This window comes from Actinomadura sp. NPDC047616 (assembly GCF_040642915.1).
GTDB classification, from domain to species: domain Bacteria; phylum Actinomycetota; class Actinomycetes; order Streptosporangiales; family Streptosporangiaceae; genus Spirillospora; species Spirillospora miaoliensis.
Genome location: NZ_JBEYTB010000003.1, coordinates 175,673 through 191,607, shown reverse-complemented (window position 1 = coordinate 191,607; position 15,935 = coordinate 175,673). Strand labels below are relative to the sequence as shown.

Here is a 15,935-nt window from a genome sequence, read left to right as displayed (position 1 = left end):
GTCAGCTGCGGAGGCGCAGGCCGCGCGGGGTGGGGTGGAAACCGGCGGCCTCCAGGGCGGCGGCCAGAGGGGACCGGCCGATCGACTCGCCGTCGGCGCGTTCGACGGTGAGCTTGCCGAGCGCGCCCTCCCGTACGGCCAGGGCCAGCGCGTCCACCGCCGGTTGCAGCACCCGCGGATCGTCGGACCAGGTCAGCAGCGTCCGCCCGCCGCGTTCGACGTACAGCACCAGACGGCCCTCCACCAGCACGACCAGCGCGCCCGCCTTGCGGCCCGGCTTGTGACCGCTGGCGACCTCGTCGTCGCGTTCGGGCCACGGCAGGGCGGCGCCGTACGGGTTGGCCGGGTCGGCCGCCGCCAGCACCAGTGCCCGGTCGTCGTCCCGCCGGACGGGGATCTCCCACGGGTCGGCGGGCTCCCGCGGACGCAGCGCCCGCAGCCGGTCGACGGCCCCGGGCAGCGCGAACTGGGCCGCGCCCAGGCCCTCGACGAAGTAGCCGCGGCGGCACCGGCCGCTCTCCTCGAACGCCCGCAGTACCGGGTAGACGCCCGCGAACCCGCCCGGCGCGCGCTCGGCGGCCACCGCGCCCCTGATGACGATGCCGTACCGTTCCAGCAGCGCGTCGGCCAGCGCGTGCGACCGGCGCGTGGCGTCGGACTCGCGCTCGGGCAGCGGCCACCAGCGGCCCGCGACCGTCGGCGGGCCCGTACGGGACGGCAACACGGGACGCCCCCGGCGGCGGGTGGCGCGCGCCCGGTGCGCCGGACGCCCGGACCCGAGCGCCGCCCGCAACGGCGCCAGCGTGTCGTTGGTCAGCAGCCCCGCCCACACCAGGTCCCACACGGCCGTGACCAGATCCTGGTCGGACGCGGTGACGGTGGCGTTGACCCGGTCGGACAGCGTGCGGAAGAACAGCGCGCCGCCGTCGCCGAGCGCGTCCAGCACCGCCTGGTGCACGGGCGTCAGGGTGATCGGTGCCGGCTCGGGCATCAGCAGCGGCGCGGTGTCGGCCAGCTGCAGCGACACCCAGCCGTCACCGCCCGGCAGCCCGCCCTGACCGGCCCAGATCACCTCGCCCGCCGAGGTCAGCTCGTCCAGCAGGGCCGGGGAGTAGCCGGGGACGCGCGACGGCAGCACCAGCGTCTCCAGCGCCGACGCCGGGACCGCCGCGCCCTGCAACTGCTCGATCGCCTGCACCAGCGCGTCGATGCCGCGCAGCCGGGACCCGCCCGCGATGCCGTGCCAGGCGGGCAGGAACCGGCCCAGCGCCTCGGGCGGGGACGGTTCCACCTCGGCGCGCAGCCGCGCCAGCGACCGCCGCCGCAGCGTCCGCAGCACGCCGGTGTCGCACCATTCGCTCGTCGGCGGCCCCGAGATCGCCTCGACGGGCAGGAACTCGCCCTCCACGACGCGTCCCGCGCCGCCCAGCCGCCGCAGCGCGTCGGCCACCACGGCCGCGCCCAGCCCGAACCGCGCGGCGACGTCGGCCGCCCGGAACGGCCCGTGCGTGCGCGCGTACCGGGACACCAGGTCGCCGAGCGGGTCGTCCACCGGCTCGAGGAACGCCTCGGGAACGCCCACCGGCAGCGGCACGCCCAGCGCGTCGCGCAGCCGGGCCGCGTCCTCGACGGCCGCCCAGCAGTCCCGCCCGCCGACCCGCACCCGGATCGCCCGCCGCGTCTCCTCCAGCTCCGCCGCCCACCGCGGCCCCTGCGCGCCGCCCGGCGCGTCACTGTCGCCATCGGCCGCCGCGTCGCCCGCGGCGAGGGCCTCGCCCGCGCCGGGCGGGGAGATCGTGCGGGCGGCCAGTTCGGCGGCGGTCAGCGGGCCCAGCTCGCGCAGCAGGTCGGCGACGCCCTCCACGTCGCGGGCACGGCGGTCGGGCGTCAGCCGCTGCAACTGGCGTTCGGTGTCGGCGACGACCTCGGGGTCGAGCAGCTCGCGCAGGTCGGCCTGGCCCAGCAGCTCCGACAGCAGCGCCGTGTCGAGGGCCAGCGCCTGGGCGCGGCGTTCGGCCAGCGGGGAGTCGCCCTCGTACATGAACGCGCCGACGTAGTGGAACAGCAGCGACCGGGCGAACGGCGACGGCTCGGGCGTCTCCACCTCCACCAGCCGCGTCCTCCGGCCCGCCAGGTCGCGCATGACCTGCGCCAGCCCCGGGACGTCGAACACGTCCTGCAGGCACTCGCGCATCGTCTCCAGCACGATCGGGAACGACGGGTACTTGCTCGCCACCGCCAGCAGCTGCGCGGCCCGCTGCCGCTGCTGCCACAGCGGCATGCGCCGGTCGGGACGGCGGCGCGGCAGCAGCAGCGACCGCGCCGCGCACTCGCGGAACCGCGCCGCGAACAGCGCCGAGCCGCCCAGCTCGTCCACCACCACGCGTTCGACGTCGTCGGGGTCGAACACGGCCAGGTCCATGCCCGGCGGCTCGTCCATGTCGGGGATGCGGATCACGATGCCGTCGTCGGCGTGCATGGCCTGCGCGTCCACCCCGTACCGTTCGCGCAGGCGACCGGCGATGGCCAGCGCCCACGGCGCGTGCACCCGCGCCCCCAGGGGCGAGTGCACCACCATGCGCCAGTCGCCGAGCTCGTCGCGGAACCGCTCGACGACGATCGTGCGGTCGTCCGGGACGTGCCCGGTGGCCTCCCGCTGCTCGGCCAGGTAGGACACCAGGTTGGCGGACGCCCACTCGTCCAGCCCGGCGGCGGAGACGCGCGCGCGGGCCTCGTCGGCGGGCAGCCGGGCCAGTTCACGGGTGAACGCCCCCAGGGCCCGCCCCAGTTCGGCGGGGCGCCCGGGGGAGTCGCCATGCCAGAACGGGAGCTTGCCGGGCTGCCCCGGGGCGGGGGACACCAGCACCCGGTCAGGGGTGATGTCCTCGATGCGCCACGAGCTGGCCCCCAGGACGAACACGTCGCCGACCCGCGACTCGTACACCATCTCCTCGTCCAGCTCGCCCACGCGGGACGCCTTCTCCCCGACGAGGAACACGCCGAACAGGCCGCGGTCGGGGATGGTGCCCCCGCTGGTGACCGCGAGCCGTTGCGCTCCCGGGCGGGCGCGCAACGTGCCGGTGATCCGGTCCCACACCAGACGTGGGCGCAGCTCCCCGAACTCGTCGCTGGGGTAGCGCCCCGCCAGCATGTCCAGGGTCGCCTCCAGGGCCGACCGGGGGAGCGTGGCGTACGGGGCGGCCCGTTTGACGACGGTCTCCAGGTCGTCGACGGACCACTCGTCCATCGACACCATGGCGACGATCTGCTGGGCCAGCACGTCGAGCGGGTTGCGGGGATGCCGCAGCTCCTCGATCTCGCCGCGCCGCATCCGCTCGGCCACCACGGCGGTCTGGACGAGGTCACCCCGGTACTTGGGGAAGATGACGCCCTTGGACACCGCGCCCACATGGTGCCCCGCCCGTCCGACGCGCTGCAGGCCGCTGGCGACCGAGGGGGGCGACTCCACCTGCACCACCAGGTCGACCGCCCCCATGTCGATGCCCAGCTCCAGGCTGGACGTGGCCACGACCGCGGGCAGCCGCCCCTGCTTGAGCGCCTCCTCGATGCCGGCCCGCTCCTCCTTGGACACCGACCCGTGGTGGGCGCGCGCGACCTCCCGGGGCGCCCCCTGGGACACCCCCGCCTGCGCCATCACGTCCGCCGGCATCCCCGCGGCCCTGTGGCCCGATGCCCGCGACGCGCGCTCCCGTTCGACGCCGGGGGCCTCGCCGTCGCCTGTCAGGGCGCGCCGGACGTCGTTCATGCTGATGCGCCCCAGTTCGACGTCGCCGCTCTGCGCGGACGCGTCGGCCCCATGAGGGAGAGGCGGGGCGTCGTCCGGCGGGACGAGGCGTTCGTAGGCCAGTTCGTTGAGGCGGCCGCACAGGCGTTCGGCCAGGCGGCGGGAGTTGGCGAACACCAGCGTGGAGCGATGGGACTCGATCAGGTCGAGCAGGCGGTCCTCCACGTGCGGCCAGATGCTGCGCTGCCGCGGGTCCGCGCCGCCGGAGGCGTCCACGAACTGCCCGATCTCGCCCATGTCCTCGACGGGGACGACGATGTCGAGGTCGAACACCTTGTCGGAGGGCGGCTGCACGACCCTCGCGGGCCGGGTGCCGCCCAGGAACGCCGCGACCTCGTCCACCGGCCGCACCGTCGCCGACAGGCCGATGCGCTGCGCCGGGCGCTCCAGCAGCGCGTCCAGGCGTTCCAGGGACAGCGCCAGGTGCGCGCCGCGTTTGGTGCCGACGACGGCGTGCACCTCGTCGACGATCACCGTCTCGACCCCGCGCAGCGCCTCGCGGGCCTGCGAGGTCAGGATCAGGAACAGCGACTCGGGCGTGGTGATCAGGATGTCCGGCGGCCGGGTGGCGAGCCGGCGGCGCTCGTCGGCGGGAGTGTCGCCGGACCGGACCCCGACGCGGATGTCCGGCTCGGGCAGGCGCAGGCGCCGCGCGGCCTGCCGGATGCCGGTCAGCGGCGCCCTCAGGTTGCGTTCGACGTCGACGGCCAGGGCCTTCAGCGGCGACACGTACAGCACCCGGCACCGGTGCCGCGGATCGGCCCGCCCGTCCGCGCCGTCCTGCCCTTCGGCGCCCTGGGGGCCGCCGTCCGCGCCGGGGCCGCCGCTCGCCGATCCGCCCGCGGCGAGGCGATCCAGCGACCACAGGAACGCCGCCAGCGTCTTGCCCGAGCCGGTGGGCGCCACGACCAGGGTGTTGTCGCCGCTCGAGATCGACTCCCACGCGCCCGCCTGCGCCGCGGTGGGCGCGGCGAACGCCCCGGTGAACCACGCCCGCGTGGCCGGGGAGAAGCGTTCGAGCACGTCAACGGTCATGCAGCCATCCTGCCTCGCGGGTCCGACAGAACGCGGCGGAGTGACGTGCATCACGTTGTAAGTGGACGCTTTCAGGATTGGAGTGTCATGCAGGCTCGAAATGGTCCGCCCCCGAGGAGCCCGCATGCCTTTCGCCCTGCTCGCCGTCGGTGTGACGGCCCTGCTGCTCACGGTGAACGCCCACGCCCCCCGCTACGGCGCCGCCTTGGCGGTGCCCAGCTTCTTCGCCGGGTGGCTCACCATCGAACTGGCGCCTCACCTGCTGGTCGCGGAGGTCGCCGGGATCGGGCTGACGGCGGCGTACGGGGGGTTGGGCGCCTGGCCCGGCTGGGTGGGGCTCGGCGCGGGGGTCGTCGGCGTGGCCGGGACGGCCGCCACGATCGTCGCGTCCCGCCGTACCGTCGTGACCCTGCGCGAATCCGGCGCGCCCATGGAGATCGACCCGTCCGAGACCCGCAAGACCTCCCGCTACCCGATCTCCCACCTCATCCTCCCGCCGCTCTGCCTCATCCCGCGGCCCGGCGTGCGGGTGCACCGCAACATCGTGTTCCGCCAGGAAGGACGGCTGCGCCTCAAGCTGGACGTCTACCGGCCCGCCTCCGGAGGGGAACTGCGGCCAGGGGTGATGCAGATCCACGGCGGGGCGTGGGTCATCGGCGACAAACGCGAACAGGGGCTGCCCCTCCTCAACCACCTGGCGGTGCACGGCTGGGTGGGGTTCAACGTCAACTACCGGCTCAGCCCCAGGGCGACCTGGCCCGACCACCTCATCGACCTGAAGCACTTCATCGCCTGGTACCGGGAGCACGCCAGGGAGTACGGCGCCGACCCCGACTTCCTGTGCGTGACGGGCGGTTCCGCCGGGGGACACCTGGCCGCGTTGGTGGCGCTCACCGCGGGCGAGGCCGAATTCCAGCCCGGCTTCGAGGACGTGGACACCTCCGTGCGGGGAGCGGTCCCGTTCTACGGGGTGTACGACCTCGTCGAACCGGGGCCGTGGCCCGTCCCCATGGGGGCGACCTCCCTCATGGAACGCAGGGTGATCAAGAAGTCCTTCACCGAGGACACCGAGGCGTTCGCCAAGGCGTCCCCTGTCAGCCACCTCCGCCCGGACGCGCCGCCGTTCTTCGTCGTCCACGGCAGCCACGACACCCTCGTCCCGGTGGCCGAGGCGCGGCGCTTCGTGAAACGGCTGCGGGAGACGTCGCACTCACCCGTGGTCTACGCCGAGATGCAGGGCGGCCAGCACGCCTTCGACGTCTTCCCCTCCTACCGCACGGCCCGCGTGGTGGAGGCGGTCGAACACTTCCTGACGGGGCTGCACCGGCAGTACGCCGAAGGCGTGCGGCGGCCCTCCGTGCCGAGCGAGATCACCGACTCGGTCGACGGGGGCCCGGTCGGATAGCGTGGACGGGTGCGGCTGACACAGTTCTGGGAACGGATGAACGAGCAGTTCGGCGAGGGCTACGCCGAGAGCGTTGCCAAGGACTACGTCATGGCCGAACTGGGCGGCCGCACCGTCGAGCAGGCCCTGGCCGACGGTGAGGACGCCAAGAAGGTCTGGCAGGCCGTCTGCGCCACGTTCGACGTCCCCCAGCACCTGCACTGACGCCCGCACCGTCCCCGGGAGGCCCCGCCGCCCTGCCGGCTCAGCCGTAGACGGCCATGGCGGTCACCAGGCCGATCGCCACGTTCGCCACGCCCAGCAGCACCACCGCGGGCTCCAGCTTGGGCTCCTGCACGCAGCCGCGCACGTCCACCCCGATCAGGCGGTCGAACACCAGCACGGCGACGGCCTGCGCGATCACGCCGACACCGCCGAACACGGCCACCCGGATCAGGCCCTCCAGCAGGTCCCCGCCCGCCGAGTAGATGGCCACGGCCACGATGAGGCCGATACCGACCGTCGCCGCGCAGGCCAGGAACGTGGCGTTCGGGCTGCGGTCACGGCGGATGATCGAGATCAGCCGGCCGGGCGTGGTCCAGTCCACGATGTAGAAGCCCAGGACGAACAGGGCCAGGCCGACCGCGGCATAGGCGAAGATCGCCCCGACGCCCTCGGCGAGGATCTGCCCGAGGTCGTCGTCGAGCGCGAGTGACATCGTTCTCCTTAGGGGGTTCCGGGATCCGTTACAGGGGAATCCGGTGCGGGACGAAGGACGAGGTGTCGTCCGTGATGAGCCCGGCGGTCTCGCGGATGCCCAGACCCGCCGACTCGTCTTCGACCACCCACGCGCCGAGCACCGGACGGTAGCCGTCGAAGTCGGGCAGGGGGCAGAACTCCTGGAAGACGAAGCCCTCCCGTCCGTACTGGCCCTCGGTGTGCTGCTCGGTGCCGTCGGGGGTGACGATGCGCATGCTGGCGCCCTCCCGCCCCAGCAGCGGCTTCTTGACGTACGCCGTGAGGTCGGACGGGGTGTTCAGATAGGTGGGCAGCAGGTTGGGGTGGCCCGGGAACAGCTCCCACAGCAACACCAGAAGCGCCTTGTTGGACAGCACCATCTTCCAGATGGGCTCGATCCACGCCGTGGGGGCGCCGGGAACGTGCTGCCCGAACGGCTCGGCGACGATCCATTCCCAGGGGTACAGCTTGCACAGCGTGCGGATCTCGTTGTCGTCCAGGTCGACGAACCGTTGGCGTTCCGGGTCCCAGCCGATGTCCTCCATGGCGATCGCCACACCGGGCAGGCCCGCCTCCTCGGCGGTCTCCTGCATGTAGGCGATCGTCATGACCTCCTCACCGGTCTCGTCGCCGTTGGTCCAGGCGAAGTGCACCGGATCCTTGGCGAGGGCCGGCGCCATCCCCTTCCAGCGGTCGACCAGGCGTTCGTGGATGGAGTTCCACTGGTCGTCGTCGGGGTGGACGTCCTTGAGCCAGTACCACTGGACGATGGAGCTCTCCACCAGCGCGGTGGGGGTGTCGGCGTTGTACTCCAGCAGCTTGGCGGGGCCGGTGCCGTCGTACCAGAGGTCGAACCGCCCGTACAGGTGGGGGTCCTTGCGGCGCCACGACTCCTCGATCAGGGGCGCCACCCACTCGGGTATGCCGAGCGCGTGGTAGCGGCCGGTCTTCACCACATGCTCCACCACCTGCAGGCACATGCGGTGCAGTTCCTCCACCACCTCCTCCAGGGCCAGCACCTCGTCCATCTCGAAGACGTAGTGCACGGACTCGTCCCAGTAGGGGCGGGCGAGGTGCTCGGGGTGGGCGGTCTGGTGGAAGGCCAGCCCCTGGGCCTCGATCCGGGCGGGCCAGTCGGGCCGGGGCGTCGAACGGACGCGTCGCAACGTCAGCTCCCGCTGCGTCCGCTGCCGCCGAACCCTCCGCGGAGGGTCTTGCCGCTGCTGGATTTGATCTTGCCCTTGCTCGGCGCGTAGTGGCTGCCGCCGGAGACGTAGGTGGAGCCGGAGCCGGAGTCGGAGGTGCGCTTGCCGCCGTAGTACCAGAAGTAGCGGCCGTAATCGGGGGAGGTGTACGAGTAGGTGCGCTCGCAGTAGAAGTCGGAGACCACCTTGTAGCCGCCCTTGACGTTCCCCGCCGGGATGGCCTGGCGGTCGACGCACCACGCCGTCGTCGTCTTGGAACTGCAGGCCGCCAGCGTGAGCGACAGCGCGCTGACCATACCGATCTTCACCGCCCGGGAACTGAGCCGGGGCCGCGGGAGGTCCTGTGGGGGCAAGGGACACGTCCTTCGAAACGAGACGGCGACCGCCTGGCGGGTTCCGCACCGTGAGCGGGAGGCGTTCACCGGCAAGGGAATCCGCGTAGCGGAGCCATAGCTTAGGGGTGCTCGATCATGGGACGGAAGCGAACGCCGTCCCGGTTCCCCGCAATCTGGACGCGCGCATACGGAACACGGCGCGTCACCGTGAGCCCGCGCGCCGCCCCGCTCAGTCGGGGATCGGCCCGCTCAGTCGGGGATCGGCAGGTGCGCGTACAGGTCCATCGGATCGACCGTGGCCGGCAGGTCGCTCACCTGGCCGTCGCCCACCTCCACCACCCGCCACTGGCCGTCCTCGCGGCGCGCCATGTCGGTGGTGATGAACCGGCAGCCCAGGCTCCGCACGGCGGGCGCCACCGCCTCGTACTCCGGTTCGGTCTCCACCTCGGGGTTGTCGGGGTGCGGCCCCACCAGCGCGGGCTCGCCGTCCACCCACCACACCCGCGCCTCACCGCCGCCGTCGAAACGTTCGTACTCGCGGACGACGATCCCGCCCGCCAGGAAGTCGTCCTGCAACGCGATCATCTTCGCCACCACCGAGCGCAGCTGCGTCAGGTTCCTGACGTCCGGCACGAAGCACGCCTGCTCCCACTCGTGCTTGCGCGACTTGACGTAGTCCTTCACGACGGCGGGGCCGGGGGACAGGGGCCGTACCAGCTCGGCCAGGTCGCCTGGGTCTCCGCGCGGATCCACGGGCCGCCACACGCTGTGCGGCGTCAGACCGGCGAACGTGTCGTGCCAGCCCGGCAGCTCGTGCGCGCGCTGGTAGTCCTCAGGGTGGGTGAGCAGGATCGTGCCTCGCTGCTTCAGGGCCGCGGCGAGGGCGGCGTACTCGGGGCTCGTCATCATCCAGCCGCGGTACCAGGCGGGCCCGAGATCCTCTGGGACGGCCCGTATCGCGGCGTCCACGTCGCCCCGCCGCAGGGCGTCGTGGTCGATGAGGGCCATCTCGCCGTAGTGGTCCCGCACGGCGGCGGCCTCGCGGGCGAAGTGTGGGTCAACGCGCCGGGGGTGGAGCGGATCGACGCAGAAGAGGACGGTCAGCGTCATGGTCAAACCCTCCGTGACTGCGCCAGCGTACGGCGTCCGAGGCGCCCGGCGCACGGAGATTCCGGGTCAAATCACCACGCGATCTCATGATCGAACGGATGTTCGGTAAAGTGGGCCGCGCACGCGACGTTATCCACATGCCGGCCGGCACCTCGAAACTGTCGGTGGCTCCCCGTAACGTCACCCGTGAATCGGCCGGACTCACCGGGCCGCGACAGCACCGGACAGACAAAGGGGCACCTCAATGGCAGCGAACGACCGGGAGAAGGCTCTCGAGACCGCACTGGCCCAGATCGAGCGCCAGTTCGGCAAGGGCTCGGTGATGCGGCTGGGCGACGAGGCGCGGGCACCGGTCGAGATCGTGCCGACCGGCTCGATCTCCCTCGACATCGCCCTGGGCATCGGCGGCCTGCCGCGCGGCCGGGTCGTGGAGGTCTACGGCCCCGAGGGCAGCGGTAAGACCTCCATCGCCCTGCACGCGGTGGCCAACGTCCAGAAGAACGGCGGCATCGCCGCGTTCGTCGACGCCGAGCACGCGCTCGACCCCGAGTACGCCCGCAAGCTCGGCGTGGACATCGACGCCCTGCTGGTGTCCCAGCCCGACACCGGCGAGCAGGCGCTGGAGATCACCGACATGCTGATCCGCTCCGGCGCCATCGACATCGTGGTCATCGACTCGGTGGCCGCGCTGGTGCCGCGCGCCGAGATCGAGGGCGAGATGGGCGACAGCCACGTCGGCCTGCAGGCCCGCCTGATGTCGCAGGCCCTGCGCAAGCTCACCGGCGCGATCAACCAGACCAAGACCACCGCGATCTTCATCAACCAGCTGCGCGAGAAGGTCGGCGTGATGTTCGGCTCGCCCGAGACCACCACCGGCGGCCGGGCGCTGAAGTTCTACGCCTCCGTCCGCCTGGACGTGCGCCGCATCGAGACCCTCAAGGACGGCACCGAGCCGGTCGGCAACCGGGTGCGCGTCAAGGTCGTCAAGAACAAGATGGCCCCGCCCTTCCGGGTCGCCGACTTCGACCTGCTCTACGGCCAGGGCATCAGCAAGGAGGGCGGCCTGATCGACCTGGGCGTCGAGCACGGCTTCGTCCGCAAGTCCGGCGCCTGGTACACCTACGAGGGCGACCAGCTCGGCCAGGGCAAGGAGAACGCCCGCAACTTCCTCAAGGCCAACCCGGACATCGCCGACGAGATCGAGAAGAAGATCAAGGAGAAGCTGGGCGTCGGCCCCAAGCTCGACAAGGAGGCCCCGGAGACCACCGCGGCCGCCACGCCGCCGGCCCCGCCCGCCGCCGCGCGGACCCCGGCCGCCGCCTCCCGGACCGCGGCCGCCACTGCGCGTAAGGGCGCCAAGGCCGTCAAGCCTGGTGATTCCTGACGGAGAATCCGCCGATCCGGGTGACTCCTGACGAAGAGTGAGCGATGATCTCGTATGCAGGGCGGCGGCGCCTTGCCCGGCACCGGCGGACCGGTGCACGGTCCTTCCCCGATGGCGCCGCCGCTCCCGAGGGCCCCGATGAGCGCTCACCCTGAACCACCCGACGACGAGTCCCCCGGCACTCCGGCGTGGCTCACCCCACCGGCCGACAACCCCTGGGGCGAGCCGCCCCGCCCTCCGAAGCACGAGCGGACCCCCACCAACCCGTGGGGGGAGCCCGCCCCACCTCCCAAGGAGGACACGGGCGCCCTCCCGTTCCCGTTGGCGCCTCCACCCGAACGGCCCGCCTGGACTCCACCGTCCCCCGGCACCAACCCCTGGACCGAAGCCACACCTCAGCCCGCGGCCGCCCTGCCTGAGCCCGAGCGCTTCGACAAGTCCAACGACCATGCCGGCAAGCCGGACGACAACGGCACCGCCACGGCGGCGACGCCGGCACCCGACCCGAAAACCGCTCAGCCATCCACGCCACCGAGTGACCCCGCCAAGTCCTCACCCGAGCAGCCCATGCCTGCCCAACCGGCTGAGCAGCCCAGGCCTGCCCAAGGCGGGTCTGAAACCCCCACCGGCGGCCCTCCAGGCGAATCGAGGAACGACGATGTGTCAGGAGCCCACGTAACGGCTCCGACATCCGCCGAACCGAGCACCCCTGCCCGGCGCCCGTCAGTCCCGGCCCCTTCCGACAGACCCCTGCCAGTCGATCCCTCCACTGAGCCAGAGGAAATCACCCGTTCCGATGAGCGTGCGAGCGATCCAGCGAGCGACCGCCTCAGCACAGCCCGGAACCATGCGCCCGAAACACAGGAGGCCAGCGCAACCACTACCCCGGAGCCCTGCACCTCCGCCCCGGAGAAGCAGCCCCAGCCCCCTGGCCGGACACGAGGCAGCACCAAGGGCGACACCAGCGGTCGTGATACCGAGTCCAGTCAGGCGCTAAGGGTTGGCGGGCTGGAACCGAATGCGCAGGCCGACGCTGCGGCGGGCGACGGCAGCGGTGATGCCGCGTCCGGTCAGGCGCTGAGGGTTGGCGGGCTGGAGCCGGATGCGCAGGCCGGCGGCGCGGTGGGTGCTGGCGGTGGTGGTGCCGCGTCCGGTCAGGCGCCGAGGGTCGGCGGGCTGGAATCGGACGCGCAGGCAGGCGGCGCGGCGGGCGACGGCAACGGTAGTGATGCCTTGTCCGGCCGGGCGTCGAGGGTTGGCGGGTCCGGACGGGGCCCGCGGGTAGGCGGCGCAGAGGACGACGGCGGTGACGGCGGTGACGGCGTCGGCGTGGGCGGTCGAGGGCGGAAGCGGAAGACGAACCGTGAGCGTCAGGCGGCCGGGCGCGGCGAGCCGCTCGGGTCGATGTGGGATCCGGGTTCCCGGCAAGACGGTGCGGGGACGGCTGCGGGCGATGATCCGTCCGTCGAGCAGCCCGATGGCGAAGACGCCGACGGCAGAGCGGAGGCACGGGCGCGGGAGATCTGCCTGCGGATGCTGACCGCGGCGCCGCGTACCCGCGCGCAGTTGGCCGACGCGCTGCGCCGCAAGAAAGTGCCGGACGAGGTGTCCGAGCGCGTCTTGAGTCGCTTCACCGACGTCGGGCTGATCGACGACGAGGCGTTCGCACAGGCGTGGGTGCAGTCGCGGCATCGCGGACGCGGACTGGGTAAACGGGCGCTGGCCGCAGAACTGCGGCGTCGTGGCGTGGCGGACGAGACCGTCAACGAGGCGGTGCAGTCCCTCGGGCCCGAGGAGGAGGAACGCACGGCCCGGGAGTTGATCGCCCGGAAGCTGGCCGCCACCCGCGGTCTGGACACGGCGAAACGCACCCGGCGGCTGGTCGGCGTCCTCGCCCGCAAGGGGTATCCGCCCGGCCTGGCATACCGCGTGGTCCGCGAGGCGCTCGAAGATGATGGAGCGAACGACGTCCCCGAGGGCGAGTGGGACCTTGAGTGAGGCGCCAGGTCGCCGTTAGCGCTCCGCCCGACCGACCCGGCGGTGCTCGGCCTGGTCGATCCGGCAGCACCCCTCCCGTGGCTCGGCGCACATGCCTGTAGGCGACCGGTCGCTTGGCCCACTGGGAGCCGGTGGCGCGGGGGCGGGATCGCGCGTCACCGGCCGCGCGGCGGGCGCGCGTTACCGGCCGCGCGCCGGCGCGCCGGCGGGTTGCCGGACTGCCCCTTGCTGCTCAGTGGTGACGCGCTCGGCGCCCCAGTCGGCCTGCCTTTTCTTGGCTTGCTGATGGAGACGGGGGCCGGTTGCCCCTAAGGGCTGGGGCGAAGGTGGGCTCCGCGTGCCGTCACGCCGTCACGGGCCACCAGGGCATGCCGTCAAAGGGCACGGCCACCACCACGTCGTGCCTTTTGCCGACACGGCGACAGAGCGACACGCCGTCATGGCGACATGCCGTCACGGCGGACGGCGGCAGAACGTTGGGGCGGCACGGTGGCAGGGGCGTGGCGACATGGGAAGGGGGACAGGGGGACATGGGGGTGACATGTTGGTTGTGGGGGGCGACGGGTTGGTTGTTGGGGGGCGTGGAGGAGTGGAGGTTGTGGGGCTTGCTTGGTGGGCTTGGGTGGAAGGGCGTGGACGAGGGGTTAGCGGTGTAAGGGGGCAGGTCGGCGGATGTGCGGACGTTGGTAAGGAAGTCCTCACGTGGGCGTTCGGTTAGTCCGGAATGCCCTGCGTTTGCTTGCTCATTACCTCCGTGCCGCTTACCGTTACGGCAGTGAGGAGTTACTCCGCGCACCGCGGATTGCCATACGTCCGAGCACGTTCGAGCAGCTGAGAGGTAGACAGGAAGACGACCGCCGCCGCGCAGACCGGGCCGCCGCCGCTGGTCCGGACGCCGACCGTGCACCGGCTCGGCCGCCGCGCCGCGGGTAAGTCCTCGCTGACCAGGGCTCCCGGCCGAGAGGGGCCCGCGGCCGAGGAGGGGTCTGCCTCATGGAGAGCGTCCTGTTGGGTGCCGCGCTGCTGGTGACCCTGGTCGCTCTCGTGATGGTGCTGCGACGTCCCGGCGTCGTGCCTCCCCCCGTCCCGTCCGAGGACGAGCTGGACACGGTGCGCCAGGAGGCCGAGGTGATCCGTGCCGCCGCCAAGGTGGACGCCGGGCAGATCCTGGAACGCGCCGAGACGCAGGCCCAGCAGATCGCCAGCTCGGTGCGCGCCGAGCTCGACGAGGAGGCGCGGACGCTCCGCGACGACCTCAAGACCCTGCGGGACGACCTGGAGCGGCGGGAGGCCCGGCTGGCCGAGCGCGAGCAGCGGCTCGACGCCGAGGTGCGGCGTCTGGAGGAGTGGTCCGCCAAACTGGCCGAGACCAAGCGGACGCTCGCCGAACGCAAGGAGGAACTCGGCCGCCTGGAGGAGGAGCGGCGCCGCGTTCTGGAACGCGCCGCCGGGCTGACGGCCGAGGAGGCCAAGAGCGAACTGGTCCTGGCGATCGAGAACCAGGCCAAGCGGGAGGCCATCCCGATCACGCGGGAGATCGAGAACGCGGCCCGGGCCGAGGGCGAGAAGCGCGCCCGCAAGATCGTGACGCTGGCGATCCAGCGGGTGGCCAGCGAGCAGACCGCCGAGTCGGTGGTGTCGGTGCTGCACCTGCCCGGCGACGAGATGAAGGGCCGGATCATCGGCCGCGAGGGCCGCAACATCCGCGCGTTCGAGTCCACCACGGGCGTCAACCTGATCATCGACGACACGCCCGAGGCGGTGCTGCTGAGCTGTTTCGACCCGGTGCGCCGGGAGGTCGGCCGGCTGACGCTGGAGAAGCTGGTGCTGGACGGCCGCATCCACCCGCAGCGCATCGAGGAGGTGTACGAGCGCAGCAAGCGCGACGTCGAGCAGCTGTGCGTGCGGGCCGGTGAGGACGCCCTGGTCGAACTGGGCATCACCGACATGCACCCGGAGCTGATCGCGCTGCTCGGCCAGTTGCGCTACCGCACCTCCTACGGGCAGAACGTGCTCAAGCACCTCATCGAGTCGGCGCACATCGCCGGGATCATGGCCGCGGAGCTGCGGCTGCCGGTGGAGCTGGCCAAGCGCTGCACGCTGCTGCACGACATCGGCAAGGCGCTCACCCACGAGGTGGAGGGCAGCCACGCGCTGATCGGAGCGGAGATCGCCCGCCGGTACGGGGAGCACGAGGACGTCGTGCACGCCATCGAGGCGCACCACAACGAGGTCGAGGTGCGGACGGTGGAGGCGGTGCTGACGCAGGCCGCCGACGCGATCAGCGGCAGCCGCCCCGGTGCGCGCCGCGAGTCGCTGGAGGCGTACGTCAAGCGGCTGGAACGCCTCGAGGAGATCGCGCGCGACAAGCACGAGGGCGTGGAGAAGGTGTTCGCCATGCAGGCGGGCCGCGAGATCCGCGTGATGGTCAAGCCGGAGGCGGTCGACGACATCCAGGCCCAGGTGATCGCCCGCGACATCGCCAAGCAGGTCGAGGACGAGCTCACCTACCCCGGTCAGATCCGCGTCACGGTCGTCCGCGAGTCCCGCGCCACCGAGTTCGCCCGCTGAGCTAAGGGAAGTGCGCGGGAGTCGCCTCCGTCGCCCCTATCGCGTGGGCCGTTCCCTGGGCAAGAGCTTTGCCACGTCGGGGTCGCCGTGGGGGGTGCCGCTCGCGGCGCTGGAGAACGCGCGCGTCCCGCCCCCGCCGCAGCAGCCCTACCTGTGGGAAAAGGAGCCGTGGGCGTAAGGCCGTGTGGCCGTGGTCAGGGCGTGCTGGACGGGCTGAGAGGCCAGCGGGGTCAAGGACCACCGCCTCTGGCCTGCTGGGGCGTCTGCTGCGGGATGAGGCGTGGCTGGGGGTGTGTTGGGACGCGAGGGGCGGACGCCGGTGTCCGGCCCACTGGGCGTCGGGCTGAGTCGCGAGCCGCTCGAACTCGGG

The 15,935-nt window shown here is 72.5% G+C and carries 11 protein-coding genes; 5 read left to right on the top strand and 6 right to left on the bottom strand.

The window, feature by feature from the left end:
• Position 1: 1 nt before the first annotated feature.
• On the bottom strand, positions 2 to 4,840 hold the full coding sequence (locus ABZ801_RS08475; RefSeq protein WP_360694561.1) for a DEAD/DEAH box helicase: 4,839 nt from the start codon (positions 4,838 to 4,840) through the stop codon (positions 2 to 4).
• Positions 4,841 to 4,964: 124 nt separating this feature from the next.
• Here ABZ801_RS08475 and ABZ801_RS08470 point away from each other — a divergent pair, with 124 nt between their 5' ends.
• Positions 4,965 to 6,245 carry an alpha/beta hydrolase gene (locus ABZ801_RS08470; RefSeq protein WP_360694558.1) on the top strand — a complete coding sequence of 427 codons (1,281 nt, stop codon included), beginning with the start codon at positions 4,965 to 4,967 and terminating at the stop codon, positions 6,243 to 6,245.
• A gap of 9 nt (positions 6,246 to 6,254) precedes the next feature.
• Positions 6,255 to 6,449 carry a DUF3046 domain-containing protein gene (locus tag ABZ801_RS08465; RefSeq protein WP_344942743.1) on the top strand — a complete coding sequence of 65 codons (195 nt, stop codon included), beginning with the start codon at positions 6,255 to 6,257 and terminating at the stop codon, positions 6,447 to 6,449.
• A 40-nt stretch (positions 6,450 to 6,489) separates the two neighbouring features.
• Here ABZ801_RS08465 and ABZ801_RS08460 read toward each other — a convergent pair whose 3' ends face one another.
• The 4 genes from ABZ801_RS08460 to ABZ801_RS08445 form a co-directional block, all read right to left on the bottom strand.
• Positions 6,490 to 6,942: a DUF350 domain-containing protein gene (locus ABZ801_RS08460; RefSeq protein WP_344942747.1), complete on the bottom strand. Its 453-nt coding sequence runs from the start codon at positions 6,940 to 6,942 to the stop codon at positions 6,490 to 6,492.
• A gap of 28 nt (positions 6,943 to 6,970) precedes the next feature.
• Positions 6,971 to 8,128: a glutathionylspermidine synthase family protein gene (locus ABZ801_RS08455; protein WP_344942750.1), complete on the bottom strand. Its 1,158-nt coding sequence runs from the start codon at positions 8,126 to 8,128 to the stop codon at positions 6,971 to 6,973.
• Between the two features lie 2 nt (positions 8,129 to 8,130).
• A complete protein-coding gene (locus tag ABZ801_RS08450) occupies positions 8,131 to 8,475 on the bottom strand; it encodes a hypothetical protein (RefSeq protein ID WP_360694552.1) in 345 nt (114 codons plus the stop codon).
• A gap of 276 nt (positions 8,476 to 8,751) precedes the next feature.
• Complete coding sequence (locus ABZ801_RS08445) at positions 8,752 to 9,612, bottom strand: ATP-grasp domain-containing protein (protein WP_360694549.1); 861 nt, start codon at positions 9,610 to 9,612, stop codon at positions 8,752 to 8,754.
• Positions 9,613 to 9,856: 244 nt separating this feature from the next.
• Here ABZ801_RS08445 and recA point away from each other — a divergent pair, with 244 nt between their 5' ends.
• Positions 9,857 to 10,996 (top strand): recombinase RecA, encoded by a 1,140-nt coding sequence (gene recA, locus ABZ801_RS08440; protein WP_360694546.1) that lies wholly within the window; start codon positions 9,857 to 9,859, stop codon positions 10,994 to 10,996.
• 993 nt (positions 10,997 to 11,989) lie between these two features.
• Here the strand turns inward: recA and ABZ801_RS08435 are convergent.
• Positions 11,990 to 12,424, bottom strand: a complete 435-nt coding sequence (locus ABZ801_RS08435; RefSeq protein WP_360694543.1) for a hypothetical protein — start codon at positions 12,422 to 12,424, stop codon at positions 11,990 to 11,992.
• Positions 12,425 to 12,529: 105 nt separating this feature from the next.
• Here ABZ801_RS08435 and ABZ801_RS08430 point away from each other — a divergent pair, with 105 nt between their 5' ends.
• Both ABZ801_RS08430 and rny read left to right on the top strand, forming a co-directional pair.
• On the top strand, positions 12,530 to 12,994 hold the full coding sequence (locus ABZ801_RS08430) for a regulatory protein RecX (protein WP_360694540.1): 465 nt from the start codon (positions 12,530 to 12,532) through the stop codon (positions 12,992 to 12,994).
• Positions 12,995 to 13,987: 993 nt separating this feature from the next.
• Positions 13,988 to 15,565, top strand: a complete 1,578-nt coding sequence (gene rny / locus ABZ801_RS08425; RefSeq protein WP_360694537.1) for a ribonuclease Y — start codon at positions 13,988 to 13,990, stop codon at positions 15,563 to 15,565.
• Positions 15,566 to 15,935 lie beyond the last annotated feature (370 nt).